This is a genomic window from Actinomadura gamaensis (assembly GCF_042652125.1).
Taxonomy (GTDB): domain Bacteria; phylum Actinomycetota; class Actinomycetes; order Streptosporangiales; family Streptosporangiaceae; genus Spirillospora; species Spirillospora gamaensis.
In genome coordinates, this window is the sequence record NZ_JBHSIT010000001.1 from 85,253 (window position 1) to 110,797 (window position 25,545).

General features: G+C 71.4%; 31 protein-coding genes. 14 read left to right on the plus strand and 17 right to left on the minus strand.

All coding sequences use genetic code 11. From position 1 onward, the window contains the following. Positions 1-7: 7 nt before the first annotated feature. Together ACFPCY_RS00420 and ACFPCY_RS00425 are read left to right on the plus strand one after the other, a co-directional pair. The gene (locus ACFPCY_RS00420) at positions 8-865 is read left to right on the plus strand and encodes an AraC family transcriptional regulator (RefSeq protein ID WP_378251511.1); all 858 of its coding nucleotides are present in this window, start codon (positions 8-10) and stop codon (positions 863-865) included. A gap of 131 nt (positions 866-996) precedes the next feature. Continuing rightward, positions 997-2,427, plus strand: a complete 1,431-nt coding sequence (locus ACFPCY_RS00425) for a purine-cytosine permease family protein (protein WP_378251512.1) — start codon at positions 997-999, stop codon at positions 2,425-2,427. 71 nt (positions 2,428-2,498) lie between these two features. On the opposite strand, the gene ACFPCY_RS00430 is transcribed toward ACFPCY_RS00425, so the two are convergent. Next, a complete protein-coding gene (locus ACFPCY_RS00430) occupies positions 2,499-4,001 on the minus strand; it encodes an MFS transporter (protein WP_378251513.1) in 1,503 nt (500 codons plus the stop codon). A 244-nt stretch (positions 4,002-4,245) separates the two neighbouring features. On the opposite strand from ACFPCY_RS00430, the gene ACFPCY_RS00435 reads away from it, so the two are divergent. Next, entirely contained in the window at positions 4,246-5,151 is a 906-nt protein-coding gene (locus tag ACFPCY_RS00435; protein ID WP_378251514.1) for a LysR family transcriptional regulator, read from the plus strand. A gap of 15 nt (positions 5,152-5,166) precedes the next feature. On the opposite strand, the gene ACFPCY_RS00440 is transcribed toward ACFPCY_RS00435, so the two are convergent. The 9 genes from ACFPCY_RS00440 to ACFPCY_RS00480 form a co-directional block, all read right to left on the minus strand. Next, positions 5,167-5,406, minus strand: coding sequence for an SLOG cluster 4 domain-containing protein (locus ACFPCY_RS00440; protein ID WP_378251515.1), 240 nt, complete (start codon positions 5,404-5,406; stop codon positions 5,167-5,169). A 41-nt stretch (positions 5,407-5,447) separates the two neighbouring features. Further along, positions 5,448-5,804: a hypothetical protein gene (locus ACFPCY_RS00445; protein ID WP_378251516.1), complete on the minus strand. Its 357-nt coding sequence runs from the start codon at positions 5,802-5,804 to the stop codon at positions 5,448-5,450. 236 nt (positions 5,805-6,040) lie between these two features. Continuing rightward, on the minus strand, positions 6,041-6,817 hold the full coding sequence (locus ACFPCY_RS00450) for a phosphotransferase family protein (RefSeq protein WP_378251517.1): 777 nt from the start codon (positions 6,815-6,817) through the stop codon (positions 6,041-6,043). 98 nt (positions 6,818-6,915) lie between these two features. Next, a complete protein-coding gene (locus ACFPCY_RS00455; RefSeq protein ID WP_378251518.1) occupies positions 6,916-7,392 on the minus strand; it encodes a glycine-rich domain-containing protein in 477 nt (158 codons plus the stop codon). A gap of 78 nt (positions 7,393-7,470) precedes the next feature. Beyond that, complete coding sequence (locus tag ACFPCY_RS00460) at positions 7,471-8,319, minus strand: helix-turn-helix domain-containing protein (RefSeq protein ID WP_378251519.1); 849 nt, start codon at positions 8,317-8,319, stop codon at positions 7,471-7,473. A 9-nt stretch (positions 8,320-8,328) separates the two neighbouring features. Continuing rightward, complete coding sequence (locus ACFPCY_RS00465) at positions 8,329-8,847, minus strand: DUF6879 family protein (RefSeq protein ID WP_378251520.1); 519 nt, start codon at positions 8,845-8,847, stop codon at positions 8,329-8,331. Further along, the gene (locus tag ACFPCY_RS00470) at positions 8,816-9,073 is read right to left on the minus strand and encodes a hypothetical protein (protein WP_378251521.1); all 258 of its coding nucleotides are present in this window, start codon (positions 9,071-9,073) and stop codon (positions 8,816-8,818) included. Before ACFPCY_RS00470 ends, ACFPCY_RS00465 begins: the two co-directional genes overlap by 32 nt. Before the next feature lie 199 nt (positions 9,074-9,272). Then, on the minus strand, positions 9,273-9,704 hold the full coding sequence (locus tag ACFPCY_RS00475) for a hypothetical protein (RefSeq protein ID WP_378251522.1): 432 nt from the start codon (positions 9,702-9,704) through the stop codon (positions 9,273-9,275). Further along, positions 9,701-10,048 (minus strand): hypothetical protein, encoded by a 348-nt coding sequence (locus tag ACFPCY_RS00480; protein ID WP_378251523.1) that lies wholly within the window; start codon positions 10,046-10,048, stop codon positions 9,701-9,703. The genes ACFPCY_RS00475 and ACFPCY_RS00480 overlap by 4 nt, the downstream gene beginning before the upstream one ends. 96 nt (positions 10,049-10,144) lie before the next feature. On the opposite strand from ACFPCY_RS00480, the gene ACFPCY_RS00485 reads away from it, so the two are divergent. From ACFPCY_RS00485 to ACFPCY_RS00495, 3 genes are read left to right on the plus strand one after another with little or no spacing between them, the layout of a single operon-like run. Further along, the gene (locus ACFPCY_RS00485) at positions 10,145-10,963 is read left to right on the plus strand and encodes a helix-turn-helix domain-containing protein (RefSeq protein WP_378251524.1); all 819 of its coding nucleotides are present in this window, start codon (positions 10,145-10,147) and stop codon (positions 10,961-10,963) included. Then, entirely contained in the window at positions 10,960-11,169 is a 210-nt protein-coding gene (locus ACFPCY_RS00490; RefSeq protein WP_378251525.1) for a DUF397 domain-containing protein, read from the plus strand. Before ACFPCY_RS00485 ends, ACFPCY_RS00490 begins: the two co-directional genes overlap by 4 nt. Beyond that, positions 11,153-11,305: a DUF397 domain-containing protein gene (locus tag ACFPCY_RS00495; RefSeq protein ID WP_378251526.1), complete on the plus strand. Its 153-nt coding sequence runs from the start codon at positions 11,153-11,155 to the stop codon at positions 11,303-11,305. Before ACFPCY_RS00490 ends, ACFPCY_RS00495 begins: the two co-directional genes overlap by 17 nt. Positions 11,306-11,459: 154 nt before the next feature. On the opposite strand, the gene ACFPCY_RS00500 is transcribed toward ACFPCY_RS00495, so the two are convergent. The 3 genes from ACFPCY_RS00500 to ACFPCY_RS00510 all read right to left on the minus strand — a co-directional run bounded on the left by ACFPCY_RS00500 (position 11,460) and on the right by ACFPCY_RS00510 (position 14,824). Further along, positions 11,460-12,560: a methyltransferase domain-containing protein gene (locus tag ACFPCY_RS00500; RefSeq protein ID WP_378251527.1), complete on the minus strand. Its 1,101-nt coding sequence runs from the start codon at positions 12,558-12,560 to the stop codon at positions 11,460-11,462. 477 nt (positions 12,561-13,037) lie between these two features. Beyond that, positions 13,038-13,520 (minus strand): DUF1003 domain-containing protein, encoded by a 483-nt coding sequence (locus tag ACFPCY_RS00505; protein WP_378251528.1) that lies wholly within the window; start codon positions 13,518-13,520, stop codon positions 13,038-13,040. Further along, positions 13,517-14,824 (minus strand): magnesium transporter MgtE N-terminal domain-containing protein, encoded by a 1,308-nt coding sequence (locus ACFPCY_RS00510; RefSeq protein ID WP_378251529.1) that lies wholly within the window; start codon positions 14,822-14,824, stop codon positions 13,517-13,519. The genes ACFPCY_RS00505 and ACFPCY_RS00510 overlap by 4 nt, the downstream gene beginning before the upstream one ends. A gap of 151 nt (positions 14,825-14,975) precedes the next feature. Here ACFPCY_RS00510 and ACFPCY_RS00515 point away from each other — a divergent pair, with 151 nt between their 5' ends. Continuing rightward, positions 14,976-15,533: a carboxymuconolactone decarboxylase family protein gene (locus ACFPCY_RS00515; RefSeq protein WP_378251530.1), complete on the plus strand. Its 558-nt coding sequence runs from the start codon at positions 14,976-14,978 to the stop codon at positions 15,531-15,533. After that, positions 15,511-16,548 (plus strand): RNA polymerase sigma factor SigJ, encoded by a 1,038-nt coding sequence (gene sigJ / locus ACFPCY_RS00520; RefSeq protein WP_378251531.1) that lies wholly within the window; start codon positions 15,511-15,513, stop codon positions 16,546-16,548. The genes ACFPCY_RS00515 and sigJ overlap by 23 nt, the downstream gene beginning before the upstream one ends. Before the next feature lie 42 nt (positions 16,549-16,590). On the opposite strand, the gene ACFPCY_RS00525 is transcribed toward sigJ, so the two are convergent. After that, complete coding sequence (locus tag ACFPCY_RS00525) at positions 16,591-17,106, minus strand: hypothetical protein (protein ID WP_378251532.1); 516 nt, start codon at positions 17,104-17,106, stop codon at positions 16,591-16,593. Positions 17,107-17,149: 43 nt separating this feature from the next. On the opposite strand from ACFPCY_RS00525, the gene ACFPCY_RS00530 reads away from it, so the two are divergent. Beyond that, complete coding sequence (locus ACFPCY_RS00530) at positions 17,150-18,091, plus strand: HpcH/HpaI aldolase/citrate lyase family protein (RefSeq protein WP_378251533.1); 942 nt, start codon at positions 17,150-17,152, stop codon at positions 18,089-18,091. A 610-nt stretch (positions 18,092-18,701) separates the two neighbouring features. Continuing rightward, a complete protein-coding gene (locus ACFPCY_RS00535; RefSeq protein ID WP_378251534.1) occupies positions 18,702-19,715 on the plus strand; it encodes a CPBP family intramembrane glutamic endopeptidase in 1,014 nt (337 codons plus the stop codon). On the opposite strand, the gene ACFPCY_RS00540 is transcribed toward ACFPCY_RS00535, so the two are convergent. Further along, entirely contained in the window at positions 19,636-20,058 is a 423-nt protein-coding gene (locus ACFPCY_RS00540; RefSeq protein WP_378251535.1) for an NUDIX hydrolase, read from the minus strand. The two genes, ACFPCY_RS00535 and ACFPCY_RS00540, sit on opposite strands and share 80 nt — an antisense overlap. Before the next feature lie 62 nt (positions 20,059-20,120). Between ACFPCY_RS00540 and ACFPCY_RS00545 the strand changes: the two genes are divergently transcribed. The 4 genes from ACFPCY_RS00545 (at position 20,121) to ACFPCY_RS00560 (ending at position 23,467) form a co-directional block, all read left to right on the plus strand. Further along, positions 20,121-20,765: a DUF6758 family protein gene (locus ACFPCY_RS00545; RefSeq protein WP_378251536.1), complete on the plus strand. Its 645-nt coding sequence runs from the start codon at positions 20,121-20,123 to the stop codon at positions 20,763-20,765. Between the two features lie 116 nt (positions 20,766-20,881). Further along, a complete protein-coding gene (locus ACFPCY_RS00550) occupies positions 20,882-21,712 on the plus strand; it encodes a PHP domain-containing protein (RefSeq protein ID WP_378251537.1) in 831 nt (276 codons plus the stop codon). A 129-nt stretch (positions 21,713-21,841) separates the two neighbouring features. Further along, positions 21,842-22,552, plus strand: coding sequence for an MBL fold metallo-hydrolase (locus tag ACFPCY_RS00555; RefSeq protein WP_378251538.1), 711 nt, complete (start codon positions 21,842-21,844; stop codon positions 22,550-22,552). Between the two features lie 39 nt (positions 22,553-22,591). Then, on the plus strand, positions 22,592-23,467 hold the full coding sequence (locus tag ACFPCY_RS00560) for a RecB family exonuclease (protein ID WP_378252539.1): 876 nt from the start codon (positions 22,592-22,594) through the stop codon (positions 23,465-23,467). A 102-nt stretch (positions 23,468-23,569) separates the two neighbouring features. Here the strand turns inward: ACFPCY_RS00560 and ACFPCY_RS00565 are convergent, their stop codons facing one another. Both ACFPCY_RS00565 and ACFPCY_RS00570 read right to left on the minus strand, forming a co-directional pair. Further along, the gene (locus ACFPCY_RS00565; protein ID WP_378251539.1) at positions 23,570-24,475 is read right to left on the minus strand and encodes an oxygenase MpaB family protein; all 906 of its coding nucleotides are present in this window, start codon (positions 24,473-24,475) and stop codon (positions 23,570-23,572) included. 161 nt (positions 24,476-24,636) lie between these two features. After that, positions 24,637-25,524, minus strand: coding sequence for an alpha/beta fold hydrolase (locus ACFPCY_RS00570; RefSeq protein ID WP_378251540.1), 888 nt, complete (start codon positions 25,522-25,524; stop codon positions 24,637-24,639). Positions 25,525-25,545: the final 21 nt, after the last annotated feature.

Genomic DNA, 25,545 nt, shown 5'->3' on the forward strand with positions numbered 1-25,545 from the left:
TGGGGTGATGCGGGCCCCAGCGCACGTCGAGCCGGTGTGGGACGTCGCGCGCCCGGCCGGGCCGAGCCGGACGACCGGCGTGCGCATGGCCGGATTCCGCGATCGCGGCACGGCCGGAGCCGGGGCCGGGGCCGGGGCCGGGCAGCGGGCGATCCCGCATCCGGGCCTGACGCTCGTGCTGGAGTTCGGCGCCGGGCCGCTCATCGTCGAGAACGGCGCCGACCGGCATGGGGGCAGCCTCGTCGCGGGGCTGGGGCTGGCGGCGGGGGACATCCGCGTGCGGGGCGACGGCTTCGAGGCCGTGCAGGTGCGGCTGTCGCCGCTGGTCGCGCACGCCGTCCTGGGCGTCCCGCCGTCCGCGCTGGACGGCGCGATGGTGCCGCTCGACGACCTGTGGGGCCGCGAGGCCGCGCGCGTCCGCGACCGGCTGGCCGGCCTGCGCCGCTGGGACGACCGCTTCGCGCTCGCGGACGTGCTCCTCGCCCGCCGCGCCGCCGAGCCGGACCGGCCGCGTCCGGATCCGGAGGTCGCCTGGGCCTGGCGGCGGATCATCGGCAGCCGCGGCCTGGCCAGGGTGGACGGCCTGGCGGACGAGGTCGGCTGGAGCCGCAAGCGCCTGTGGTCCCGCTTCCGGACGCAGGTCGGCCTGCCGCCGAAGCGCGCCGCGACGCTGGTCCGGTTCGACCACGCCGTCCATCGCCTGGTCGCGGGCGTGAGCCCGGCGCGCGCCGCCGCCGAGAGCGGCTACGCCGACCAGTCGCATCTGCACCGGGACGTCGTGTCCTTCGCCGGCCTCACCCCGGCGGCCGTGATCGCCGAACCCTTCCTGGCGGTGGACGAGTTCGCGTGGCCCACCCGCCTCTGAGCCGCCCCGCGCTGCCCCGAGATCCACGGTCCTGCCGGGACGCGCCGAGCACGGCGTTGCCGCGCGCGGCGTTTCGGTTCGTCCGGGAAGTACCTTGGGCGTGCCCACATCCCCCGAAGGGACCGGACCCCATGGCCCCATCCAGCCTCGTGGAACGCCGCACCATCGACGTCGTCCCCGAGTCCGAACGGCACGGCACGCCCCTCAACCAGTTCACCCTCTGGTTCGGCGCGAACATGCAGATCACCGCCGTCGTCAACGGCGCGCTCGCGGTGGTCTTCGGCGCGGACCCGCTGTGGGCGGTCGTCGGCCTCCTCGCCGGCAACCTGCTCGGCGGCGCGGTCATGGCGCTGCACTCGGCGCAGGGACCCCGGCTCGGCCTGCCGCAGATGATCTCCAGCCGGGCGCAGTTCGGCGTGTTCGGCGCCGTCGTGCCGCTGCTGCTGGTGATCCTGATGTACCTCGGCTTCGCCGCGACCGGCACCGTCCTGGCCGGTCAGGCCGTCAACGAGATCGCGCACACCGACTCCCGCCCGGTCGGGATCATCGTGTTCGGCGCGCTGACCGCCGTCGTCGCCGTCCTCGGCTACCGGTACATCCACGCGCTCGGACGGGCCGCGACCGTGCTCGGCGTCGTCGGGTTCACCTACCTGATGATCCGCCTGGTGGCCACGCACGACATCGGCGGCATGTTCGGCGCGAAGCCGTTCAACACCGCGACGTTCCTGCTGGCGATCTCGCTCGGCGCGGGCTGGCAGCTCACCTTCGGCCCCTACGTCGCCGACTACTCGCGCTACCTGCCCCGGACGACCTCACCTCGCACCACCTTCCACTGCACGCTGTGGGGCAGCGTGATCGGCTCGCAGTGGGCGATGGTCTTCGGCGTCATGCTCGCGGCGCTGCCGGCGAGATCCGGCGGCTTCCTGGACAACCAGGTCGGCTTCATGGGCGACCTCGGCGGCAGCGGCGCGGTCGCGATGCTGGTCTACCTCGTCATCATCGTCGGCAAGCTGACCATCAACACGCTCAACGCGTACGGCGGCTTCATGTCGATCCTGACCACGGTGTCCGCCTTCACGAGCGGGCGCCGGGTGTCCCGGGCGGCGCGCACGCTCTACATCGTCGGCTTCCTGGTCCTGTCGATGCTCGTCGCGCTGCTCGCCAGCGCCGACTTCCTCGACAACTTCAAGAACTTCGTCCTCACCCTGCTGATGGTCTTCACGCCGTGGAGCGCCATCAACCTGGTCGACTACTACCTGATCTCCAGGGAACGCATCGACATCCCGGCCCTGTACGACCCGAGCGGACGCTACGGACGCTGGAACGCCGTCGCGCTGGGCTGCTACGTGGTCGGCATCGTCGCCCAGATCCCGTTCCTCAGCCAGACCCTCTACACCGGCCCGGTCACGAAGGCGCTCGACGGCGCCGACCTGTCGTGGATCGTCGGGCTCGTCCTCACCGCCGCGATCTACTACCCCCTGGCCCGGCCGCGCTCCAAGGCCCCCGCCGAGATGATCTACCCGGACGGCTTCGAGGCGGCGACGCCCCAGCCCGCGGCCTGAGACCCCTTCCGTTTCCCGTCCCGGACGGCGGCGCAGGCGAGCGGTTGTCGCCTGCGCCGTGCGGGGCGTCCTCACTCCGGGGCGCGGTTCGCGGACGGCCGTCCGAGTCCGGCGGCGACCAGCAGGGACAGCACGAGGACGACGGCGGCGACCACCGCGAAGCCCGCCGTCGCCGCGTGCGTGAACGCGGTCACGGCCGTCCGGTGGGCGGTGGCGCCGTGCGCGGCGGCGAGCACCTGGCCGGGGGCGTGCGCCCGCCGCGCCTCCGCGGGCGGGAGCCCGGCCGCGAAACGGCTGGTCAGGACGGTCCCGAGGACGGCGACGCCGAGCGCGCTGCCGATCTCGCGGGCCGCGCCGTTCAGGCCCGAGCCGAGCCCCGCGCGGGACGGCGGCAGCGCCCCCATGATCGCGATGGACAGCGACGGCACGCACAACCCCATCCCGACCGACAGCACCACCAGGCACGCCGCGTACAGCGGGTAGGGCGTGGCGGCGTCCGTGAGGGAGAGCAGGCCGAGGCCGGCGGCGAGGCCGAGCAGCCCGGCGACGACGACCCGGCGCGTCCCGAAGCGGGCGCCGAGCGCGACGCTCCGCCGCGACACCACGAACATCCCGGCGACCAGCGGCAGGATCGCCAGCCCGGTCACGACCGGCGAGAAACCCTTGGCGTACTGCAGGTACTGGGCGTTCACGAAGAACAGCGCGAACAGCCCGAAGAAGGCCACCGCGACCCCGGCCACCCCGGCGGCCAGCCTCCGGTCGGCGAACAGGCGCGGGTCGAGCAGCGGATGCCGGGCGCGCAAGCCGTGCGCGACGAACACCGCGAGCAGGACGGCCGCACCGCCGAAGCCCGCGAGCACCACCGCGTCGGACCATCCGCGCTCCGGCCCCTCGATGATCCCGAACAGCAGCGCGAACAGCGACCCGGTGAGCAGCGCCGCGCCGGGCAGGTCGAGCGCGGCGGGATGCCGCTCGCCGCGCGGCGCGACCGCCGCGACGAGCGCGGCCAGCGCCAGCGCCACCGGGACGGCGCTCAGGAACAGCGCCTGCCAGGGCAGCCACTGGAGCACCGCGCCGCCCGCGACGTTGCCGACCGCGCCCGCGATGCCGGTCGCGGCCGTCCAGGTGGCGATCGCGTGCGGACGGCGCGCGGGCTCGGTGACCTGGAGCAGCAGCGACAGCGTGGCGGGCATGATCAGCGCGGCGGCGAGGCCGGTCAGCAGCCGTCCGGCCAGCAGCACCGGGACGTTCGGGGCGGCGGCCGAGGCCAGGCAGCCCGCCGCGAACAGCCCGAGCCCGGCGAGCAGCGCGCCCTTGCGCCCGTACCGGTCGCCGAGCGCGCCGGCGGGGATGAGCAGGCAGCCGAAGACGAGCACGTAGGCGTCCACGATCCAGAGCAGGCCCGTCGAGGACGGATGCAGCGAGCTCAGCGTCAGCTTCGGGACGGCCAGGTTGATCGCGGCGACCATCGCCACCACGAGGACGGCGCAGGCGGACATCAGCGGGGTCATCGCGCGGCGTCGCCGGTGGTCCGGAACCGGCGGCGCGGCGCCGCGCACGGCGTCGAGAGTCATGGAAATCCTCAGTTGAGAGTCGGTGCGGGGACGTCGATGCGGAACGTCGCTGCGGGGACGTCGTGCCGGAAGGTCGGTGCAGGGACGTCGTGCAGGAACGTCGGTGCAGGAACGTCGGTGCAGGGGTGTCGGTGCAACGGACGGAGGCGGGATCCGGACCGCGCGTCGCCTCCGCGCGCCACCACCGTAGGCTCGTCCCTGACTTGCTTTCAAATGCAACTTCCGCAGCCGAGGAATGCGCCACATGCAATCCAGACTGGACCTCAACCTGCTCGTCGCCCTGGACGTCCTGCTGGACGAGGGGAGCGTCACCGGCGCCGCCGAGCGCCTGCACCTCTCCGGACCCGCGATGAGCCGGACGCTCGGACGCATCCGCCGCGCCCTGGGCGACCCGATCCTCGTCCGCTCGGGCCGGGGCATGACCCCGACGCCCCGGGCTCTCGCCATGCACGCCGAGGTGCGCGAACTCGTCCGGCGGGCGAACGCGCTGTTCACGGCGGACGCCGAGTTCGACCCGCGCGAGGCGACCGGCGTCTTCACCCTCCAGTCCGAGGAGAGCACGGTCGCCGTCATCGGCGGCCCGCTCCTCTCCCACCTGGCTCGCGACGCCCCCGGCCTGCGCCTCCGCTTCGTCGGCGAGGGCCCGCAGGACACCTCCGCCCTCCGCCGCGACACGGTGGACCTGGAGATCGGCGTCATCCACGACCGGACCGCCGAGACCCGCGCCGAACTCCTCCTCGAAGACCGCTTCGTCTCGGTCGTCCGCCCCGGTCACCCCCTGGCCGGACGCAATCCCACCGCCGCCGAATGGGCGTCCTTCCCGCAACTGGTCAACTCCCGGCGCGGACGCCTGAACGGCCCCATCGACGCCCTGCTGGCCGACCACGACCTCACCCGCACGGTGATCGGCTCCGTCCCGACGATCACGTCCGCCCTCCAGATCGCCGCCGACACCGACCTGGTCGCCTTCGCCGCCGAACGCCTCCACCGCCGCCTCGTGGAACGCATGGCGCTGATCCCCGTCCCGATCCCGCTGCCCCTGCCGCCCCTGGCGTTCTCGCTGGCCTGGCACGTCCGCCACGACGCCGACCCGGCCCACGCCTGGCTCCGGACCCGCGTCCGCGACACCTTCCTCACCGCCGCCGCCTGAACCGCCCTGTCACGCTCACAACCCGGTCAGCTCGACCGCCTCTTCAGCCGTCCCCGCCCGCCTCACTCCACCCACCGGCTCCCCGTCCGGCCCGGTCACCGTCCACCCCCGGAGCTGGATGACCGGAACCCGCCCCTTGCGCATGGCGAACGCCAGCTCCGACAGCGTCCCCCAGGAGCCCCCGACCACGATCACCGCGTCCCCCGAGTTGACCAGGACGCTGTTACGGGCCCCGCCGAGCCCCGCGGTCCGCAAACCGCCACTTGAATCCCCATTCCGACAACCTCCCCAAAGACTCATGACGCAGCTTGCCGCCGGTAAGACCAAGCGCTCGCGCCCAAAGCCCCGCCCACTCCACAGAAAGCCAGCACCCCCGCGACGACGATCCAAGGCGTGAGGCTGGGCCCGTCATTCGCGTCGTCCCCGATCAGCGCAATCACCCCGGTGAGCACCCCGTATGGGACAAAGAACCCGGCCCCCACCGAAGCCGGAACCAGCAAACACCACCGAGGCAGCCGCCCGCCCCACCCATGGGCGAGCGCGATGACGAGAACGGCGCCGACGGCCGCCAGCACCGCCGTGAAATCCACCCCGTGCTCCTCCAGCCAAATGACCGGCTCCGGAGCCCCGTTCTTCCGGAACACGGCGACCATGTCCCACCCCTCGGGCAATCCCGCCCGACCACCACAAGCCCAATAGGTCTTCATAGCCGCATAAGGCGCCAACGCCAGCGCCCCCGCCCATCCGACCCACCGAACCGCCCGCTCCCCAACCGAAAAGCCCATGCCCGAACGATCCTCACCCACCCGCACCCCCCGCTTCCCCCACAAAGTCGAACCGCCTCCCCCACCAGAGGGAAACCACCAGCTCGCGTGCTTCCCTCAGCAGGTCATGCAGCCCGGTATTCGATCCAAGCGCGTCCCGCGTCGGCGGCCCGTCTGCGGGCGGAACGCAGTTCCTCAGGGCCGTGCATGGCCTTGTACTCGCGGAACAACGTCCACAGGACGGCGAGGCCGGTGACGCCGTCCGCCGGCGCGCCACGCCATGCGGGCAGGGCCGTCATGAGCGCCTCGGCCTGCGCCGGGGTGTGCCCGGCCTCGATGAACCGCGGCAGGAGCAGAGCAGGGTCCAGCCAGTCCGCCCCGGCGCAGGCGAACGACCAGTCGAGCACCTTGAGCCCGCCGCCCGATATCCGAAGATTGCCGGGTGACAGGTCGTAGTGGACGAGCCGGTCACCAGCCACGCTGTCCTGATCGAACCGTTCCAGGACAGTCCGGCAGAGCTTGCGGTGCTCGCCGCCCGTGCGCCCGGCGAGCAGTGCGCCGGCCTTGTCTCTCAGCGCGCCCATGTTCCGGGCGACCGGCGGCGCGTCCGGCCAGACCGTCAGGGAGGCGAGCCGGCGGAGCAATGCCGTGACCTCCGGAAGGTCGGATGAGCCGGGGGAGAGGTCAGCTTCTCGTCCCTCGACGTACTCGAAGACCATCACCACCCACCCGTGGCTGACCGACCACCACAGCATCAGGGGCGCGATCGCGTCACCGCCGAGCGCGGAGTTGGCTTCCGCCTCCCGCAGGTACAGATCTCTCGCGGGACTGTCGAGGGGCACCGCCTTGAGGAAGAACCGGCCGTTTCCTACGGTTTCGAGCCGCGCCGCCAGCCCCGGCATGATTCCTCGGCTGATCGTCTGGACTCTCGCGACGGTTCCGCATCGGGCTGCGACAGCGGCGCGCGTGGGCTCGGGGAGGTCCTCCCAGCGCGGCGCCTTCACGCCGTCTCCCCCGTCCGAGGGTCGTCGGCGCACCCGGCGTAGCACTGGCTGCACCGGGAAGCCGGAAGCCACAGCTCCGGATCGACGCCGATCCCCGCCGCGCGCATGGCCGCGACGGTGGCGCCGATGGCCTCGCTCTTGCGCGAAGCCGCCTCGTCGAAGTCGTCGGACGGCCGATGATGGATGAAGCGCCCCGCCAGCCGCTGACAGTAAGCCGCGTACTCGCGGGTGTGGAGGATGAAGGCGTGCCAGCCGACGTCCACCGCCTCTGAGGGAGACAGGCCCGCGGCAGGGTTCAGGGCGCATGCCTGAAGGAACCCGAGCGTTTGGGACATGACCCTCTCGGCGTAGTCGATGCTGACCTCCTCGTCGCGGCTGATGCGAGCGACGAGGCGTGCGAAAAGGTCAGCGGGCAGTAGTCCGTCAGGACCGTCGAAGGCGGGATCGGACACCGGTTCCGTGATGGTCGTCATCAGTTCCTCCTCATGCCTCCGACGTTAGGAAGCCGAGTTCAGCGGCCGCCACGAACTTGCGGCGACTTGCACGCGGTTTCAGAGGGCGCTGATCGCTGCCGTGATCAGCTTCCGCGCAGCCGCACCGGTCACCGCCATCGCCGACAGCTCCGAGAAGATGCGGCGGTACAGGGCCAGTTCTCCCGCCTGCTCGATCGTTATCTTCGCTGAGACGGTCTCGATGACGACCTGTTTCTCGTCCAGAATCCAAAAGCCCTCGACGGGCCACAAGGGCCGCTCGGTCGTGAAGGGAATGATGCTGAGCGAGACCGAGGGCAGGGCCATGACGTCGAGCAGATGTCCCAGTTGACCGGCCATCACTTCCGGACCGCCGAGACGTGTACGCAACACGGCCTCTTCGATCACCACGGCGAAACGGCGCGAACCTGAATAGAGCAGCCGTTGACGCTCCACGCGAGCCGTCGCCGCCTCGTCTCCGCCGTCAGGTAACGAGAAGAAGTCGGCGATCCGGCCGAGCAGAGCGGAGGCGTAGCCTGGGGTCTGAAAGAAACCCGGAACGACCCCCGGTTCGTAGATGCGAAAGACCTCGGTGCTCTCCCATAGAGGGAGGACGGCCTCTTGAAGTCGCTTCAGGCCCCCGCGCTGCACGCGTTGCCATTCCACGTACGCGGTGTCGAGCTGCCGGTTGATCGCGACCAATTCCGACGCCGTGCGGTCGTCGGCGCCGCAGGCCGCGCACCATGCCGCGATATCGGCGTCCGTAAGGGCTTGCTTTCCGCTTTGGATGCGGCTGCATTTGGACTCGTGCCAGCCGCACGCGGCCGCCAGCGCGCGGGCCGACAAGCCCGCGTCCAGGCGGATGTCGCGAAGCCGGGCCGCGAGGCTCTCGCGGGCCTGCTGGATGGAGGACGATGGGTGTGGGGGCATGGTCGCAGGCTAGGCGGGCCGGTACTCCTCGTGGTCGGTCGCCCGTCGCCATACCGCCTCGAAGGCGTTGGAGCACAGGTCGATCAGCGCCGCGTCCCGCGTCGTCTCGTTCCCCGCCCACTCGCCGTCGCCGGTGAAATGATTCCATACGAGAACCGATGAATCGAAGACCCAGAAATCCGCAGGAGGAATGAGGAGTCCGGCCGTCCGGTGGCGAGGAAGCCAACGAACATGCTCTCCGGCCGCCAGGTTGACCGGAGGAGTGCATTCCCAAAGCCAGCGGCTGTATTGGGAAAGAGGTTCGGAAACGATCCGGGCTCTGCGGACTTCGACGCCGCGGGACGTCGCCTCGCCGACGGTAGAAATCCACCATTCGTCATTCGGGTCCTTGGCGACAGTCCCGGTTTCCTTCCACTTCGCGAAGGAAGCATCCGCCATATAGCCGTCCCGCGACTCCAGATGGACGGCGGAACAGGTCGTCGCGGCGAGAAGGTCCTCAAACCTCTCGTTGGTCAGGGGCGTCCCCATCCAGAGCCTCCAGAGCTTTCAGGATCGCCGGCTTCATGCGGGCAGGAAGGCGCACCGACGATTCGTCGGAGGCGGTTCGGCTGTGCGAAGAGATCTCCGCCAGCACCGCCGCATCGGTCTCGGACCACCCCTGAAAGATGAGCTCGTTAGTAGCGCGGTCGACGAATACCGCAGGGGACCCCTGATTCTTGCTGGTGTCGTCCTTGCCGTAGAACTCGAGAGCCATGAGGACCTCCAGAAGGCCGTGCGCCGACTTGCGTGCACGTCGCAGCCCGAGTCTCCGCGTCGCGCTCTGTAACGTCAAGGATGCCGAGAACACCCTGCCCCTCTGGCTACTGAGGGCCCCCGAGGCTGTCCGATCAGGGTGTGACGCCCAGCACGGCGTTCACTGCACCGAGGTCATGGGCGGTCTTTCGTATGGGTGATCAGGGGCTGTTCGGCGCGATGACGTGGACGATGCGGGCGGCGGCGATGGACGGGCTGCCGGTCGGTGCCAGAGTGTCGCCCCACGACCAGAAGTAGTGGCGTGCCTCGCCGACAGTGATGTCTTCGCAGAAGCGCCCGCCGATGTCGGGGTTGTTCACATGCAGGACGGGGCCTCCGTCCGGACCGTGCCGCAGGCTGGTTTTGAGATGCGGCCCGGCGTCTCCCAGCGCCTCGCGGAGCGCTTCCAGTTCCGAGTGGTCGGCGTCCGGTTCGGGGATCTCGTCCAGCATGGCGAGGTTCGCCTGGGCGTAGGTCGAGATCAGGGAGATGGTGCCGGCGAGCATGCCATGCCTGCGCATGGCCTCCTCGTACGCGGCCTGGACGATCTCCGCCGCGAAACGCAGCGTCTTGCGGTCGAGGCGTGCGGTCATCCCCGCCCCTTGGACTCGGAGCGGGCGCCCAGCGCCGTCGCGATGCTCGCGGCGATGGCGCGGACATCCTGGACGGGACCGAGCGTCCCACCGTCGGCCGTCCAGACGAAGCACCACCCGGCCGCCCGGTCGAAATCGCACCCGACCTCAGCGGACCGCACGGGATTGTCCGTGTCGAAAACAAACAAAACCTGACATCCCGACCGCAATACCAGCGTGGACGTCACGCCCGCCTGCGTCTCTTTGATCACCTGATGCAGCACCTCCAGAAAGGCCCGCCGCTGATTGGACGGCAACGGCCGATCTGCAGCGATCACCGTGTGCCGGCCATGGTCGAATCCCATGTGCCCTCCTCGTCGCCTGTTTCGAGGACAAGAATGCGCTCGCCGGGTTAGGTTGTCGCGTATCACTGAAACTCTCGATACCTCGGAGAGTGGCGCATGGCCCCGCTGGAGTCGCTGAACCCGGACACCTCGTTCAAGGATTGGGTTGCCTCTGACCTGCGCTTCTACCGCGAGCGGGAGGGGCTCTCCCTGGCTCAGATGGGGGCGATCATGGGCGCTGCGAAAGCGACCGTATCGAACCTCGAGCACGCCCGTGACGGCTGGAATCTGAACGAAGATCAGGCGGACAAGCTCGATTCCTTCCTGAGGCTCAATCATCATTTCCGGCGCCTGGTCCGCTATGCCCGAACTGCTCACGATCCGGACTGGTTCGCGGAGTATGCCAAGCACGAGGCCCTGGCGCTCGTCATCCGGTCCTTCCGCCTGTCCCTCTTCCCCGGCATCTTCCAGACGCCCGACTACGCACGGTCTCTTTTGCGTGAAGCTGGGTGGGTGAAGGATGTGGAGTCGGCGGTTCAGATCCGCATGGAGCGTCAGGCGGTGCTGACTCAGGAAAACCCGCCGTTCGTATGGGTCGTCATAGACGAAAGCGTTCTTCATCGCCAGGTCGGTGACCGGGACGTCTTTCGAGGGCAGTTGGCCAGGCTCTGCGAAGTGGCCACACTGCCCAACGTCACGGTTCGCATCGTGCCGACGAGTTCGCGGTTCTACCCCGGCCTGGATGGATCGTTCAACGCGTTGTCCCTTCCGACGAGCGAGCTGGTGTTTGTGGAGGCGCCCGGAGGAGGAAGGCTGGTCCAGGAGAGTGCAGAGGTCCGCGAGTTCGGAGTACGTTGGGACCTGATCGGAGCGTGCGCCCTTCCCTGGGAGGCGTCGCTCGCCCTCTTGACGCAGGTGATGGAGCGGTACTCATGATCAACTGGCGTAAGTCCAGCCGCAGCGGCGGTGGTGGTTCAGGTGGACAGGAGTGCGTGGAAGTCGCACGGATTTCTCGGAAGGTCGGCGTGCGCGACTCGAAGCTCCCGACGCTCGGTCATCTGTCCCTCGGGGTTTCTGAGTTCGCGGCGCTGATAAGCCGGGTGAAGCAGGAAGAACTCCCTGGCCGTGACCATTTGGCGTAAGTCCAGCCACAGTGGAAGCGATCACGGGCAGTGCGTCGAACTAGCCGACCTCGGAGGCAGGGTCTGGATCAGGGACAGCAAAGCTCCTGACCACGGCCACCTGTGCGTGGGGGCTCAGACTTCGCGGCCTTGGTAGCTCACGTGAAGCTGCGTGGGGTGGCGGGCTGATCGGGATGCTCCCTGCGCTGGGTGACGAGGGTGCTGTCGGCGTAGGCCGAGTCAAGCCACCGCGGGTCATCGGCGTCCACCCGTTCAGGCGGCCCGCCCCCGCCGCCCGTCGGGCTCACCGGTCATGCGACGGTGTGAGGACTGTCCAGCCAGAGGGTTTCGCCCTCGGGGGTCACTGTCAGGCCGAAGCGGTCGCGGCCTGGGCTTCGGCGGATGATCCAGTCGAAGTAGGCGGACGTCGCGATATCCCATAGCGCCCGCTCTCCGGCTTGTTCGACTTGGTAGGTGTCGCGACCGGGTTCGTAACGTGCTGTGGCCCATGCGTCGGTCGCCGAGAGACGCAAGATGTAGCCGTCGCCCTCGTGTTCGCCTCTGGCCCAGACCCCGGGGAGGGCAGCTCCCATCGCAAGGTCCGCGCCTGCTGGGGCGTAACCGATCGTCCGAGGGTCGATGTCCGTCGTCGTGCGATTCCCGGGGCCGGAGGGCGACGCCCAGTCGGAGTGACGTTGTGCCCGCATCATCATGTACGAGGCGTAGCCCGTGAACCGGCCCACCGCCGTTCCATCCGGCATCACCACGAGCCGCAGCTCATGGCTGGAGCCGAAACCCGGGGCGTACGGCGTCACGATCACGCCGCCGGGCCGGGTCTGCTCCACCCAGGCGTAAGGGACGCGGGCGACCGCGCAGGTGGCGTGGACACGGTCGTACGGCGCTCCTTGCGTCCACCCTTGAGCGCCGTCTCCGACGACGATCCGAGGAGAACACCCGGCCCGCTTGAGGTTGGCGCTGGCACCAGCGGAAACCACGCGGTCGATCTCTATCGTCGTGACGTTGTGGGCGCCGACTAGGCGGGACAGGAGCGCGGCCGTCCAGCCGGTTCCAGTGCCCACGTCCAGGACGCGATGGCCGGGTTCGGCGTCCAGCAGTTCGAGGAGCGAGACGACCGTGCTGGGCGCGGACAGCGAAGAGGTGTAGCGGCCTTCGCCGACGCAGAGATCGGTCGCGCCGTCGTCCAGTTGGGTGATGATCGCGTCGTCGCCGTAGACGAGATCGAGCCAGGCCTCCGGATCCGACGACTCGCTCACTCGGGTGTCGCCACCGGGCCAGGCCACCGGAGGCGCGAACAGGTGGCGGGGGACGTCATGCAGCGCGGCTCTGACCGAGTCCTGCGTCAGCCATCCGGCGGCGGCCAGCCGCTGGACCAGCGCCTCGACGCGCTGCATGGCACCCTTCATCAGTCGATCACTTTCCGCGCTTACCGTCGCCCTTGTCTTCCTTGTTGGGTGGGGGAATCGGTTTGTCTGGCTTGTGGCCGTTCTTCTCCGCGGGGTCTTCGTGCTTGCCCATCGTGCTGCACCTCCTCGCCCGCGCGGCGGCTTGCCGCGCTCGCGGAGCCCGGTTCCGCATCGTGGCGACCCGGATACAGAACGTTAGAACAGTGCAGGGTCCTCTAAAGGGTCCCCGGAGGTTGCAGATGTGTCACCGCTTCGGCGATCGGCTGGGGTCCGGGCCGAAGAGGGCCTCGGAAGGCTTAAGTACCTCTCGCTGAGTGCGTTCTTGCGTGGTTGGCGGCTTGATGCCTGCCAATGACTCTTGTGGTTTTCGGGGGTCTGGGGGCGGAGCCCCCAGCTTGGGTCTGGGGCGGGAGCCCCGGGGGGGGCGGGGCCCGAGCGGAGCGAGGACCTTTTGACGAGAGGGCGTTAGGCGGGGTCTTTTTGGCCGTCTCGGGCGTCCAGTTCTTTCAGCATGCGTTCCAGTTCGGAGCGGAGGAAGTCGCGGGTGGCGACTTCGGAGACGGCCATGCGGAGGCTGGCGATCTCCCGGGTGAGGTACTCGGTGTCGGCGATGTTGCGTTCGTTGCGGGAGCGGTCCTGCTCGTACTGGACGCGGTCGCGGTCGTCCTGGCGGTTCTGGGCGAGCAGGATCAGGGGGGCCGCGTAGGACGCCTGGAGGGACAGCATCAGCGTCAGGAAGATGAACGGGTAGGGGTCGAAGCGCCAGTCGGACGGGGCGAGGGCGTTCCAGGCGATCCAGGCGACGATCGCGACCGTCATGTAGACGAGGAATCGGGCCGTGCCCATGAAGCGGGCGATGCGTTCGGAGAGGCGGCCGAACGATTCGGGGTCGTAGTGGGGGAGGACGTTGCGGCGGAGGTCTCGGGGCTGGTCGAGGCGTGAGCTCATCCGATACCTCCCGTGCGCAGGGCTTCCTCTTCGGGGTCGGCGGGGTCGTCGGAGGACGCGGCGTCCATGACGGTCTCGCGCCAGTCCTCGGGCAGCAGGTGGTCGAGGACGTCGTCGATCGTGACCGAGCCGAGCAGGTGGCCGTTCTCGTCCACGACGGCGCCCGCGACGAGGTTGTAGGTGGCCAGGAAGGTCGCGACCGACTCCAGCGACATCGTCGGGCGCAGCGGGTCGAGCTCCGCGTCCACGATGCCGCTGACCAGGGTCGGGGGCGGTTCGCGGAGCAGGCGCTGGAAGTGGACGGCGCCGAGGTAGCGGCCCGTCGGGGTGGCCGTGGGCGGGCGGCAGACGTAGACCTGCGCGGCGAGGGCCGGGTTCAGGTCGGGGTTGCGGATCATGGCGAGGGCCTCGGCGACGGTGGCGTCCGGCGGGACGACGACCGGGTCGGTGGTCATCAGGCCGCCGGCGGTGTTGTCGGCGTAGGTGAGCAGGCGGCGGACGGGCGCCGCCTCGTGCGGCTCCATCCGGGTCAGGAGGCGTTCGCGCTGCTCGGTCGGGAGCTCGCCGAGCAGGTCGGCGGCGTCGTCGGGGTCCATCGACTCCAGCACGTCGGCGGCGCGCTCGACCTCCAGCTTGCCGAGGATCTCGACCTGGTCGTCCTCGGGGAGCTCCTCCAGGACGTCCGCCAGGCGCTCGTCGTCGAGGGCGACGGCGACCTCGGTGCGGCGCTTCTCCGGCAGGTCGTGGACGAAGTTGGCGAGGTCGGCGGGTTTCATGTTCTCGAACGCGGCGATCAGCCCGGCCGCGCCCTGCCCGTGCTCGGTCGTCGCGAAGCCCTCGACGGCGCCCCACTCGACGACCGACATCTCGCCGCGGCGGCGCAGGCCGCGGCTGGTCGCGCGGCGGACGGCGACCTTGGCGACCAGCCAGTCCCGGGTGCGGGTCGGCTCCATCGCGACGTCCACGACCGAGACGGGGTCGCCGGACTCGCGCAACCGGACGGTCCGGTCGAGCATCTCGGCGAGGACGAGCGTCTCGGCCGCGCGCTGCTGGAACCGGCGCACGTTCAGCCGCCCGTCGAAGATGATCGCGTCGGCCTCGATCGTGGTGACGCGGGTGATCGGCAGGAAGACGGTGCGGCGCGGGGCGACCTCGACGGTGAGGCCGAGGACGCGCGGCGGACGGTCGTCCGGGCGGAGCGCGACGACCACGTCCCGTACCCGGCCTACCTGGTCACCGGCCGGGTCGAACACGGCGATGCCCGCCAGCCGCGCGATGAAGACCCTGCTCGGCGCTGCGCTCATGCCCGGAGCCTACCCATGATCTTGGACCTCATCCGATCCCCCTAACCAACGTTAACCACGCGTTTTCCCCCCGATGTCACGTTCGCGTCCGGCCGGATGTCACATCTCGGGCGGCCGGGCCGTCCCCCCGGTAAAGGCTAGGAGGCCCGACATGGCACGCATCTCGCTCGACCCGCCGAGGACGCTGCGTTACCGCGCGGCCGGATGGATCACCCGCCGGATCTACGGCAGCGAACTCGACCCGGCCCGCGCGATGGGGCACCACATGGGCGTCGCCACCGCCTACGCGATCTTCGAGGCGCAGGTGCAGCGGTGGAGGTCCCTGCCGCACGAGTACAAGGATCTCGCCGAGATGGCCGCCTCGGTGCGCATCGGCTGCTCCTGGTGCGTCGACTTCGGGACGTGGGCGGCGACGACGCACGGCATCCCGCTGGAGAAGCTGGAGGCCGTCCCGGACTGGCGTTCTTCGGATCTCTTCACCGCGCGGGAACGGCTCGTCCTGGAGTACGCCGAGGCCATGTGCGCCGACCCGCCCGAGGTGACGGACGAGCTGACCGAGCAGCTCAGGGGCTTCTTGAGCGAGAAGCAGATCGTGGAACTGACGATGATGGTGGCCGTGGAGAACATGCGGTCCCGCTTCAACGCCGCCGCCGGGCTCACCGGCCAGGGATTCAAGGATCGGTGCGATGTCCCCGCGAACCGCGCCTGAGCCCCGGAACCGCCCGGGCGCCGAGCCGAGCGCGGAGGCGGACGCCGAGCCGGCCGCGGAGCCAAGCCCGAGCGGCCCGAGCAGCCCGAGCGGCCCGAGCAGCCCGAGCAGCCCGAGCGGGCCGAGCTTGGCGGAGCGGTTCGAGGCTCATCGGGATCGGCTCTTCGGGGTCGCCTACCGGATGCTCGGGACGGTCACCGACGCCGAGGACGTCGTCCAGGACGCGTGGTTGCGCTGGTCGGCGCACGACCGCGACGCGGTCCTCGACGACGAGGGGTACCTCGTGCGCGTCGCGACGAACCTCGCGCTCGACCGGCTGCGGTCCGTCCGCGTCCAGCGGGAGGCGTACGTCGGGCCGTGGCTGCCGGAACCGGTGATCACCGGGCCGGACGTGGCGGAGCACGCCGAGGTGGCCGAGTCGGTGTCCACGGCGCTGCTGGTGGTGCTGGAGACGCTGACGCCGCTGGAGCGCGCGGTGTTCGTGCTGCGCGAGGCGTTCGGGTTCCCGTACGCGGAGATCGCGACGGCGCTCGGCCGGACCGAGGCGGCCGTCCGGCAGGTGGGGACGCGGGCGCGCAAGCACGTGGACGCGCGGCGCCCGCGGTTCGACGCCGCCGCGGACGAGCGCCGCGCCGCCGTCGAGCGGTTCCTGGACGCGGCGGTCGGCGGCGACCTCAACGAGCTGATGGCCGTCCTAGCGCCGGACGTCGCGCTCTGGACGGACGGCGGCGGCAAGGTCCGCGCGGCGCTGCGCGTCATCCACGGCGCGGAGAAGGTCGTGCGGTTCTTCCTCGGCATCCTCGGACGGCCCTACCAGGGCGTCCCGCCGGAGGAGTGGCGGCTGTCGTGGGCCGGCCTCAACGGCGCGCCCGGCCTGATCCTGGAGGGGCGCGACCGCCTCCTGGGCACGATCAGCGTCGTCCTGGACGACCGGGGCCGCATCGCGACCGCCTACATGGTCAGCAATCCGGACAAGCTCCAAGCCGTCCGCGACGGGCGCACCCTCAACGACTGAAGACCGCGCGTCCGATCAGCGGTCAAGGGCAGCGGTCAGCGGTCAGCGGTCGGCTCGGCGGCGGCGGGCGCCGATCATGCGGGGCGGCGTGCCCGCCGTCGTCGCCGGCGTCCTGATGGGACGGACGACGGCGTAGGAGTCGTCGTAGTCGCCCGGCTCCTCCTCGACCTCCTCGGTCGGCGTGAGCCGGACGATCCAGGACTCGGTGGCCCAGCGTTCGACCTGCCCCTCGTGCGAACGCGCGTTCAGCCGCTCCTTCGCCATGACCGGCGTGATCTCGTCCCACAGCTCGGTGCCCGGTTCGACGATCTCGACGGCGGCGGTGAAGGTGACGAGGCGCCCGCCCTTGTCCTTGCTGCGGACCATCACGGTGGCGCTGGTCGCGTCCGGCAGGCCGGGAAGGGGCTGCTCGCCCTCGCCGCCGGTGAGCACGTACGCCGAGCCGTCATGCCAGACGTGCCAGGCCGCGCGCGGCTGCGGAAGCCCGGACAGGACCAGCCACAGCATGCCCGACTTCTTGAGGGCCTCCTCGATCAGGGCCGATCGCGTATCACCCATGCCGTCAGAATCTCACACACCGCGAGTGGGTAGCATCCGCGCCATGCGATCGCGACGCACCACCCTGGCCGTCCCCGGCAGCAACCCGCGGTTCATCGAGAAGGCGCAGGGGCTCCCGGCGGACGAGATCTTCCTCGACCTGGAGGACGCGGTCGCGCCGTCGGCCAAGGCGGACGCGCGGAAGAACGTCGTCGCGGCGCTGACCGAGGGGGACTGGACGGGGAAGGTCCGGGTCGTCCGGATCAACGATCTCGACACCCCGTTCGCCTACCGGGACGTGATCGAGGTGGTCGAGGGCGCGGGCGGGGACCTCGACTGCCTGATGCTGCCCAAGGTCCGGGACGCCTCGCACGTCCAGTGGCTCGACCGGCTGCTCACCCAGATCGAGCGCGCCGTCGGGCTCCCGGCCGGACGCATCGCGATCGAGGCGCAGATCGAGGACGCGCGCGGGATGACGAACATCGACGCGATCGCGGCGTCCTCGCCCCGGCTGGAGACGCTCGTGTTCGGACCGGGCGACTTCATGGCCTCGATCAACATGAAGACGCTGGTCGTGGGCGAGCAGCCGCCCGGATACACCGAGGGCGACGCCTACCACTACATCCTCATGCGGATCCTGCTGGCCGCCCGCGCGCACGATCTCCAGGCCATCGACGGGCCGTACTTCAACGTGCGGGATGTGGAGGCCTTCCGGCGGGTCGCGCGGCGTTCGGCGGCGCTCGGCTTCGACGGCAAGTGGGTACTGCACCCGTCACAGGTGGACGCGGGGAACGAGGTGTTCTCGCCGTCCCAGGACGACTACGACCACGCCGAACTCATCCTGGACGCCTACGAGCACGCGACGTCCGTGCAGGGACGCGGGGCCGCGATGCTCGGCGACGAGATGATCGACGAGGCGTCCCGGAAGATGGCGCTCGTGATCGCCGCCAAGGGACGCGCGGCCGGACTCGTCCGGACGAGATCCTTCGAACCGCCCGAAGGCTGAGCCGCACCTGCGAACCTGCTGAAAGCTCGCCGCTTCGGCGGCGGAACCCCGCCGGGCCGACCGTACTATCGACGCGGGACCTTTCTTGCGCCGACCGGGGGAGACGCAGGTGTCGCAGCATTCAGGGCCGCCGTCGGAGCCTGGCCCGCAACCGAACCCGCACGGCTGGGCCTCCCCGGACGCCTCACGTCCCGAGGAGCCCCGCCCGAATCCGCTTTCTCAGCCTCAGCCGCAGGCCCAACAGCCACCGCAGGCTCAGCCGCAGCCGCACGGGTGGCAGCCTCTGCCCCAAGAGCCGCAGGCGCAGGGTTGGCAGCCGCAAGAGCCGGAAGCGCAGGCTCAGTGGCCGCAGCCGCAGGCTCAATGGCCGCAGGGGCAAGGGCAGCCGCAGGGGCGGTGGCCGCAGGGGCCGGCTTCTCAGGGGGCGTATCCGCAGGGGTGGCAGCAGCAGCCGTATCCGTATCCGTACGGGGCGCAGCAGGCCTACCCGTACGGGTACCAGCCGCCCAGGCAGCCGTGGGCGGACCAGCCGCCCGCCGGTAGGCGGTTCCACCAGCTCGCCCGGACGCCCCGGAACCGGTGGTGGCGGCCGATCGTCGGGACGCTGTTCGTGGGGGCCGGGGCGCTGCTCGCGATGGCCGTCCTGATCGTCCCGATGATGATCGTCTGGACGGCGACCGGGCACCGGCTGGACGAGACCGGCAAGCAGGACTCGATCTTCGGCAACACCAACGCCGACATGGGGTTCAACCTCGCCGGGCTGGCGCTGCTCATCCCGATCGCGCTGTTCGCGGCGTGGTGGATCCAGCGCCGCCGTCCGGGGACGCTCCTGTCGGTGACGGGCCGGATCCGGTGGCGCTGGCTGCTGGCCTGCTGCGGGCTGTCCCTGGCGTTCCTGGTCGTGTCGTACGGGCTGTCGGTCGCCGTCGGGTCGCTCGGCGGCGACACCGGCGACGGCGACGGGAGCGAGGGGCACTGGGTGGGCTGGGGCGACTTCCTGGTCCCGGCCGTGATCGCGCTGGTGCTGGTGCCGTTCCAGGCGACCGCCGAGGAGGTCGTGTTCCGCGGCTGGCTCGTCCAGGCCGTCGGCGCCTACACGCTGGAGGGGCGCCGCGCGGCGGTCGCGCGGGCGCTGAGCCGCGTGCTGCGGACGCCGTGGCCGGGCATCGTGATCGCGGGCCTGGCGTTCACCGCCGGCCACGACTACACCGGCTGGGGTCCGGTCGACATCTTCATGTTCGGCGCGATCCTCGGCTGGCTGGCCGTCCGGACGGGCGGCCTGGAGTCCGGCATGGCCGTGCACACGTTCAACAACCTGATGTCGTTCATCTTCCCGGCCGCGCTCGGGACGCTCGACCTCGAACAGGGCAGCGTCGGCTGGCAGCCGGTCGCGGTGGACGTGTCGGCGCTCGTCCTCTACGCGCTGGCCGTCCTGTGGCTGGCCCGCCGGATGGGCATCGTGAACCGCACCCCGTCCGAGCCGGAGCCCGCCTCCCTGGACTCCCAGCCGCAAGAGCAGCAGGAGCGCCCGTGGGACGGCGAGGTCAGGGAGCCTCGGCCGACCGTGACGGCACGCGAGGAAGCATCCCCCACTCACGCAGAGCCTCCAGCAGCCCCGGCGTGACGGGCAGGGCGTCCAGCTCGGCGAGCGGCACCCAGCGGGCCTCGGCGGCGTCGTCGCCCGCCCGGAGCGTTCCAGCGACGGCCGTGGCGGCGTAGTCGCGGATCAGGAAGGTCACGCCGTCCGGGCCGGGACGCTCGACGGTCCCGGCGAGGCCGCCGACCGAGACGGTGAGGCCGGTCTCCTCCAGGAGCTCGCGCGCGACGGCCTGGGCGTCGGACTCGCCGGGTTCGACGCGTCCGCCGGGGATCGACCAGAGGCCCTCGCCGGGCGGCCTCCCACGCCGGATCATCAGCAGCCGGCCCCGCTCGTCCCGGACGATCGCGCCCACGCAAAGAACCCGCATAGACATATTTGACCAGCTCCGCCTTGACGTCCGCGAGGGCCACCGACCTAACGTTGGGTGCTATGAGGGCCGAGACCGCGTGCCCGCGCTGCGCCGGACGGCTGCGTGCGCCGAACGCCTGGTCGAGCGACTGGTGGTGTCAGGCGCACGGCGCCGTCCTGCCGCGGCAGCCCGCGCGCCGTCCGAGCGCGGAGGGCCTGACGGCGGTCGTCCAGGACGCGCGCGTCCCGGTGTGGCTGCCGTGGCCGCTGCCGAAGGGCTGGCTGGTGACCGGGTTCGCCACCGTGGGGGACGACCGGACGGGCGCCCGGGCCGTCGCCGTCGCGCTGGCGGGGCCGGGCATACTGAGCGGACCCGCCGAGGTGCTGCTGATCGCGGAGGAGCCGGGCATCGGGCTCGGCGCGTACTTCGGGGGCCTGCCGGGGCCCGATCCGGGCCTGGGCTTCGACGCGGGTCCGCCGCACGTGAAGCTGGAGCTCTGCCGGGCGTCGGCGTCCCATGGCGTGGCGATGTGGGCCGTCTCGTCGGGACGGGACGACCGGGCCGTCTACGTGGGCGAGGCGAAGGGCCTGTGGCTGTGGGCGGTGCTGTGCCCCGCCGAGGCCGGCGCGCTGATGCTGGAACGTCCGCCGCTGCTCGACCTGCGGGACCCGGGCCTGGAGCTCAGCGTCCCGTTCGGCGCGCCCTCCCCGCTCCTCGACGTCTGACCGCCGCCCGCTGACCACCGCCCGCCGTTCGCACGGATGCGCGGCGGGACGCGGATAAGCGGGGCGGAGATGAGCGGTGGGGCGCGGTTTTCGGGGGCGGGCCGTAGCCTCGGGGCATGCGGATCGATCTGCACACCCACAGCAGCGTGTCCGACGGGACGCGTCCGCCCGCCGAGGTGATGCGCCGGGCCGCCGCCGCAGGGGTGGACGTCGTGGCGCTGACCGACCACGACACCACGCGCGGGTGGGACGAGGCGCGCGCCGCGCTGCCGGACGGCCTGACGCTCGTCCCCGGCATGGAACTGTCCTGCGAGCTGGACGGCCGCAGCCTGCACCTGCTGGGTTACTGGTTCGACCCGGACGATCCGGCGCTGAACGCGGAGCTGGCGCGCGTCCAGGCGTCCCGGGACAGTCGCGGGCGCGCGATGGTGGAGCGGCTGCGCGAGCTCGGGTCGTCCGTCACGTGGGAGCAGGTCGAGCGGATCGCGGACGGCGCGCGCGTCGGGCGCCCGCACATCGCCCGCGCCCTCATCGAGGCCGGGACGGTCGCGTCCATGGACGAGGCGTTCACCAAGGACTGGATCGGCACCGACGGCCGCGCCCACGTCACCCGCTACGCGCTCGACCCGGCGACGGCCATCGGGCTCGTCCGGGACGCGGGCGGCGTGTCCGTCCTCGCGCACCCGCGCGCCCGGCGGGGCAAGTACGTCTTCGACGACGACGCGATCCGCGGGCTGGCCGCGGCGGGCCTCACCGGCGTGGAGATCGACCATCCCGGGCACGAGCCCGCCGACCGGGCCGCCCTCCGCGCCCTCGCGGACGAGCTGGGCCTGGTCGGCACCGGCTCCAGCGACGACCACGGCGAGCTCACCGGCGACCGGATCGGCTGCGAGACGACCGCCGCGGACGCCTACGAGCGCCTCCTCGCCGCCGTCCCCGCCCGCTGACCCGCCGCGTCGCCGGACGGATCGCCGCGGGCCGCTGGACGGGCCGTCTGCGGGGGCGCGGGAGGGGGCGGTGAGGCGGGTTCTCGGGGCTGTAGGTCGGGGTGGGCGGGGCGCGGTAGGGTGCGGGGCGTGGACGCGCGCATCGAACAGGTGGTGACGTCGGGTCGGGTGACCCTGGACGACACCGAGTACGAGGTCGAGACCAACACCTACATCGTCGGCGACGACGACGAGGTCATCGTCATCGACCCGGCGAACGACGCCGAGGCCATCCTCAAGGAGGTCGGTGACCGCGAGGTCATGGCCGTCCTGCTGACCGACGGCAACGAGCACCGCCTCGGCGTGGTGCTGGAGGTCGCCGCCGCCGGCGAGGAGGACGAGGAGAACTGGGCCCCGATCGCCCTGCACCGCGCCGACCGGCTGCTCTGGCGCGACTACTTCGGCCGCCTCGCCCGCGAGGAGGAGGACGAGGACGACGCCAAGGCGCTGCGCTCGCTGGAGCCCGACATCTGGCTGGAGGACGGCGGCGTCTTCGAGATCGCCGAGGCCCAGCTGGAGATCGTGCACACCCCCGGGCACACCCCGGGCAGCGTCAGCGTGATCAGCGAGCAGCTCGGCGTGCTGTTCTCCGGCGACACCCTGCACCGCGGCCGGCCGGGCTCGATCGGCGGCGTCTACGACGACCTGCGCAAGCAGCTCAACTCGATCGGCGCCCTGCTCACCCCGCTGCCGAAGGACCTGCGGGTCCTGCCCGGCCAGGGCGAGGAGACCACGGTCGGCGACGAGGACGCCCGCTGGGAGAGCTGGGGCGCGCTCGCCACCGAGACCGACGACGAGTAGCCGCCCGACTTGGAGCAGCAGCAGCTCGGTTTCGAGGACATGCCGCGGCGGCTCTACACGTGCACGCCGTCGCGGCTGAACGCCTGGCTGGACTGCCCCCGCCGGTACCGGATGACCTACCTGGACCGTCCGGCCCCGCCGAAGGGCCCGCCGTGGGCGCACAACAGCGTGGGCGCGAGCGTCCACAACGCGCTGGCGAACTGGTGGAAGCTGCCCCTTGAGGAGCGCACGCCCCAGGCCGCCGGGACGCTGCTGCTGCGCGGCTGGCTGACCGACGGCTTCAAGGACGGCGAGCAGTCCGCGCGCTGGCGGGCGCGGGCGCGCGAGATGGTCGAGCGGTACGTCGCGGGCATCGACCCGGCGGACGAGCCGGTCGGCGTCGAGCGGACGGTCGCGACCCGCACGTCCCGCATCGCCGTGTCCGGGCGCATCGACCGCCTGGACGAGCGCGACGGCGAGCTGGTCGTGGTCGACTACAAGACCGGCCGCCACGTCCTGACCCCGGACGACGCGCGCGGCTCCCTGGCGCTGGCGATCTACGCGGTCGCGTCGTCCAAGGTGCTGCGCAAGCCCTGCCACCGGGTCGAGCTGCACCACCTGCCGTCCGGCGAGGTCGCGTCGTGGGAGCACACCGAGGAGTCCCTCGGACGGCACGTCGCGCGCGCCGAGCAGATCGCGGACGAGGCGTCCGCCGCGGACGAGGCGTACAAGGCGTCCCGCGTGCCCCGTCCGCGCGCGGGGGAGACCCCGGTCGTCGATCATTCGCCGTGGGACGAGCTGTTCCCGCCGCGTCCGAGCAACCTGTGCTCGTGGTGCGACTTCGCCCGTCACTGCCCGGAGGGTCAGCAGGCCGCGCCCCGCAAGGACCCCTGGGCCTCCCTGGACGCCGCCGAAGCCGACTCCCCGCAGCCCTGACGGCCTGAGCCTTCAGCGGGTTCCTACGGCGCTCTGAGAGCGGTTGAAGCGCCCTGTGCCCTTGGCCGCCCAGGGACTGCCTTGGAAGGGGCTGTGAAGAGCTCAGGCGGTCTTGAGGGCTCGTTCGGGCCAGCGGCGGGGGTCGCGCAGGCCGTACAGGCCGTGGCTCGTGTCGTAGCCCTCGGCGGCCAGGCGCTGCCGGGACCGCTCCAGCATGTCGCGGGTGGGCTTGGCGAAGGCGTAGTCGTGCAGGCGCTCGGGGACGGCGCTGAGGGCCGTCCGGAAGGAGCGCAGCGCGGCCGTGACGGCGGGCTGGGGCACCTCGGGCAGGATGCCGTACATCCGGCGCGCCCAGGCGGGCAGCGAGTAGTAGCAGAGCGCGCCGAACGGGAAGTAGCCCGGCTTGCCCGGCGACAGGAACCGCAGGTTCTCCGGCAGGTTCGGCCAGAGCAGGAACCGGACGGTCGCGGCGGCCTCCTCCGTGACGCGCAGCTGCGGCCGCATGTCGCTGAGGTACTCCTCCATCTCGCGGACGCTGCCGGGGACGTCCTCGGCGTGCAGGCCGACGAACGTGGCCGTGTGGCGCTGCTCGTCCAGGTAGCGGTCGGCCATGGCGTCCGTCAGGGGCAGGCCGGAACGGCGCGCGACCTCCAGGTAGGAGTAGACCTCCGCGCAGTGCACCCAGAGCAGCAGCTCCGGCTGGTCGAGCCGTTCCCTCTTGCCGGTGTCGTGGTTGAGGATGCGCAGGCTGCGGTGGATCCCGCGCACGCGCGCGGCCAGCTCCTCGATCTCGGCGGGACTGCCGAACGTGGCGACGCCGACGAAGTCGGCCGTGCGCTGGAGCCGTCCGAACGGGTCCTCCTGGAAGTTGGAGTTCTGCCAGACGCCCCACATGGCCACCGGGTGCAGCGCCTGCAACATCAGGCTGCGCACCCCGCCGACCCACATGGACCGGTCGATGTGGACGCGCCATGTGACACTTTCCGGGGGAACGACCGTCGCCGCCATCACGCACCTCCGATGAGACAAACTCCGGTAAGTGTGTCATTACCGAACCGAGTTCGGCTAGCCGGGGGTGCCGTTGGGGACGGCCCGTCCACCGGAGCTGCTCGTCCACCGGAACTGCTCGTCCACCGGAGGGGGCGTCCGTCGGCGGACGGCGCCGTCGGTCAGCGGAGGGCGCGCTCGGCGGCGGACCAGAAGTCGGTGAGGGCGGCGGCGGTGGTCTCGGGCGCGTCCACGGCGGGGGAGTGGGCGGCGCTCGGGATCACGACCTTCTCCGCGCCGAGCCGCTCGGCCATGGCCGCCTGGACGCGCGGGTCCCACACGTCGTCGTCCTCGCCGTAGAGGACGAGCGTGCGCAGGCCGTCGTCGGCCATCAGCTTCGCCAGCTCGTCCACCCGGTCGGGGCAGGAGGTCAGCTCGGTGGCCATCGCCATGAGCCCGGTCTCGCAGTTGCCGAGCGTCCGCGCCTTGAGGAAGGCGACGATCTCCGGCGGGACGCCGCGCCCCACCGCGTCCGGCTCCAGCGCGAGCTCCCAGATCTGCGCCATGCCGAGCTGGGGGATCGAGTCCCGCAGCAGGACGGCCTTGTCGGCGGACGGCCCCGTCAGCGCGCCCGGACCCGAGCTCATCAGCGTGAAGGACGCCACCTGCGCCGTCCCCGCGAGGACGGTCTCGCGCGCGACGAGGCCGCCGAAGGAGTGCCCGACCAGGTGGACGGGGACGTGGTCGTCCGCGCCGAGCTCCTCGGCGACGGCCGCCACGTCCGCGCCGAGCGCGGCGCGCGTGTAGTCCTCCGGGCCCGACCCGGCCGGGGACTCGTACTGGCCGCGCAGGTCGATCGCGAGGACCCGCCGTCCGGACGCGGCGAGCGTCTGGAGGACGGCGAGGAAGTCCTCCTTGCTCCCGGTGTAGCCCGGGACCAGCAGCGCGGGCCAGCGCTCCGGCACCCGCGACCCGGGCAGCGCCTCCAGCGCCGCGAACCTCCCGCGGGAGGTCTCGACGAACGTCCGGCGCACTCCGGAGGGCAGGGACAGAAACCGGGGCGTACTCACGGGCCGCCAGCATACTGAACG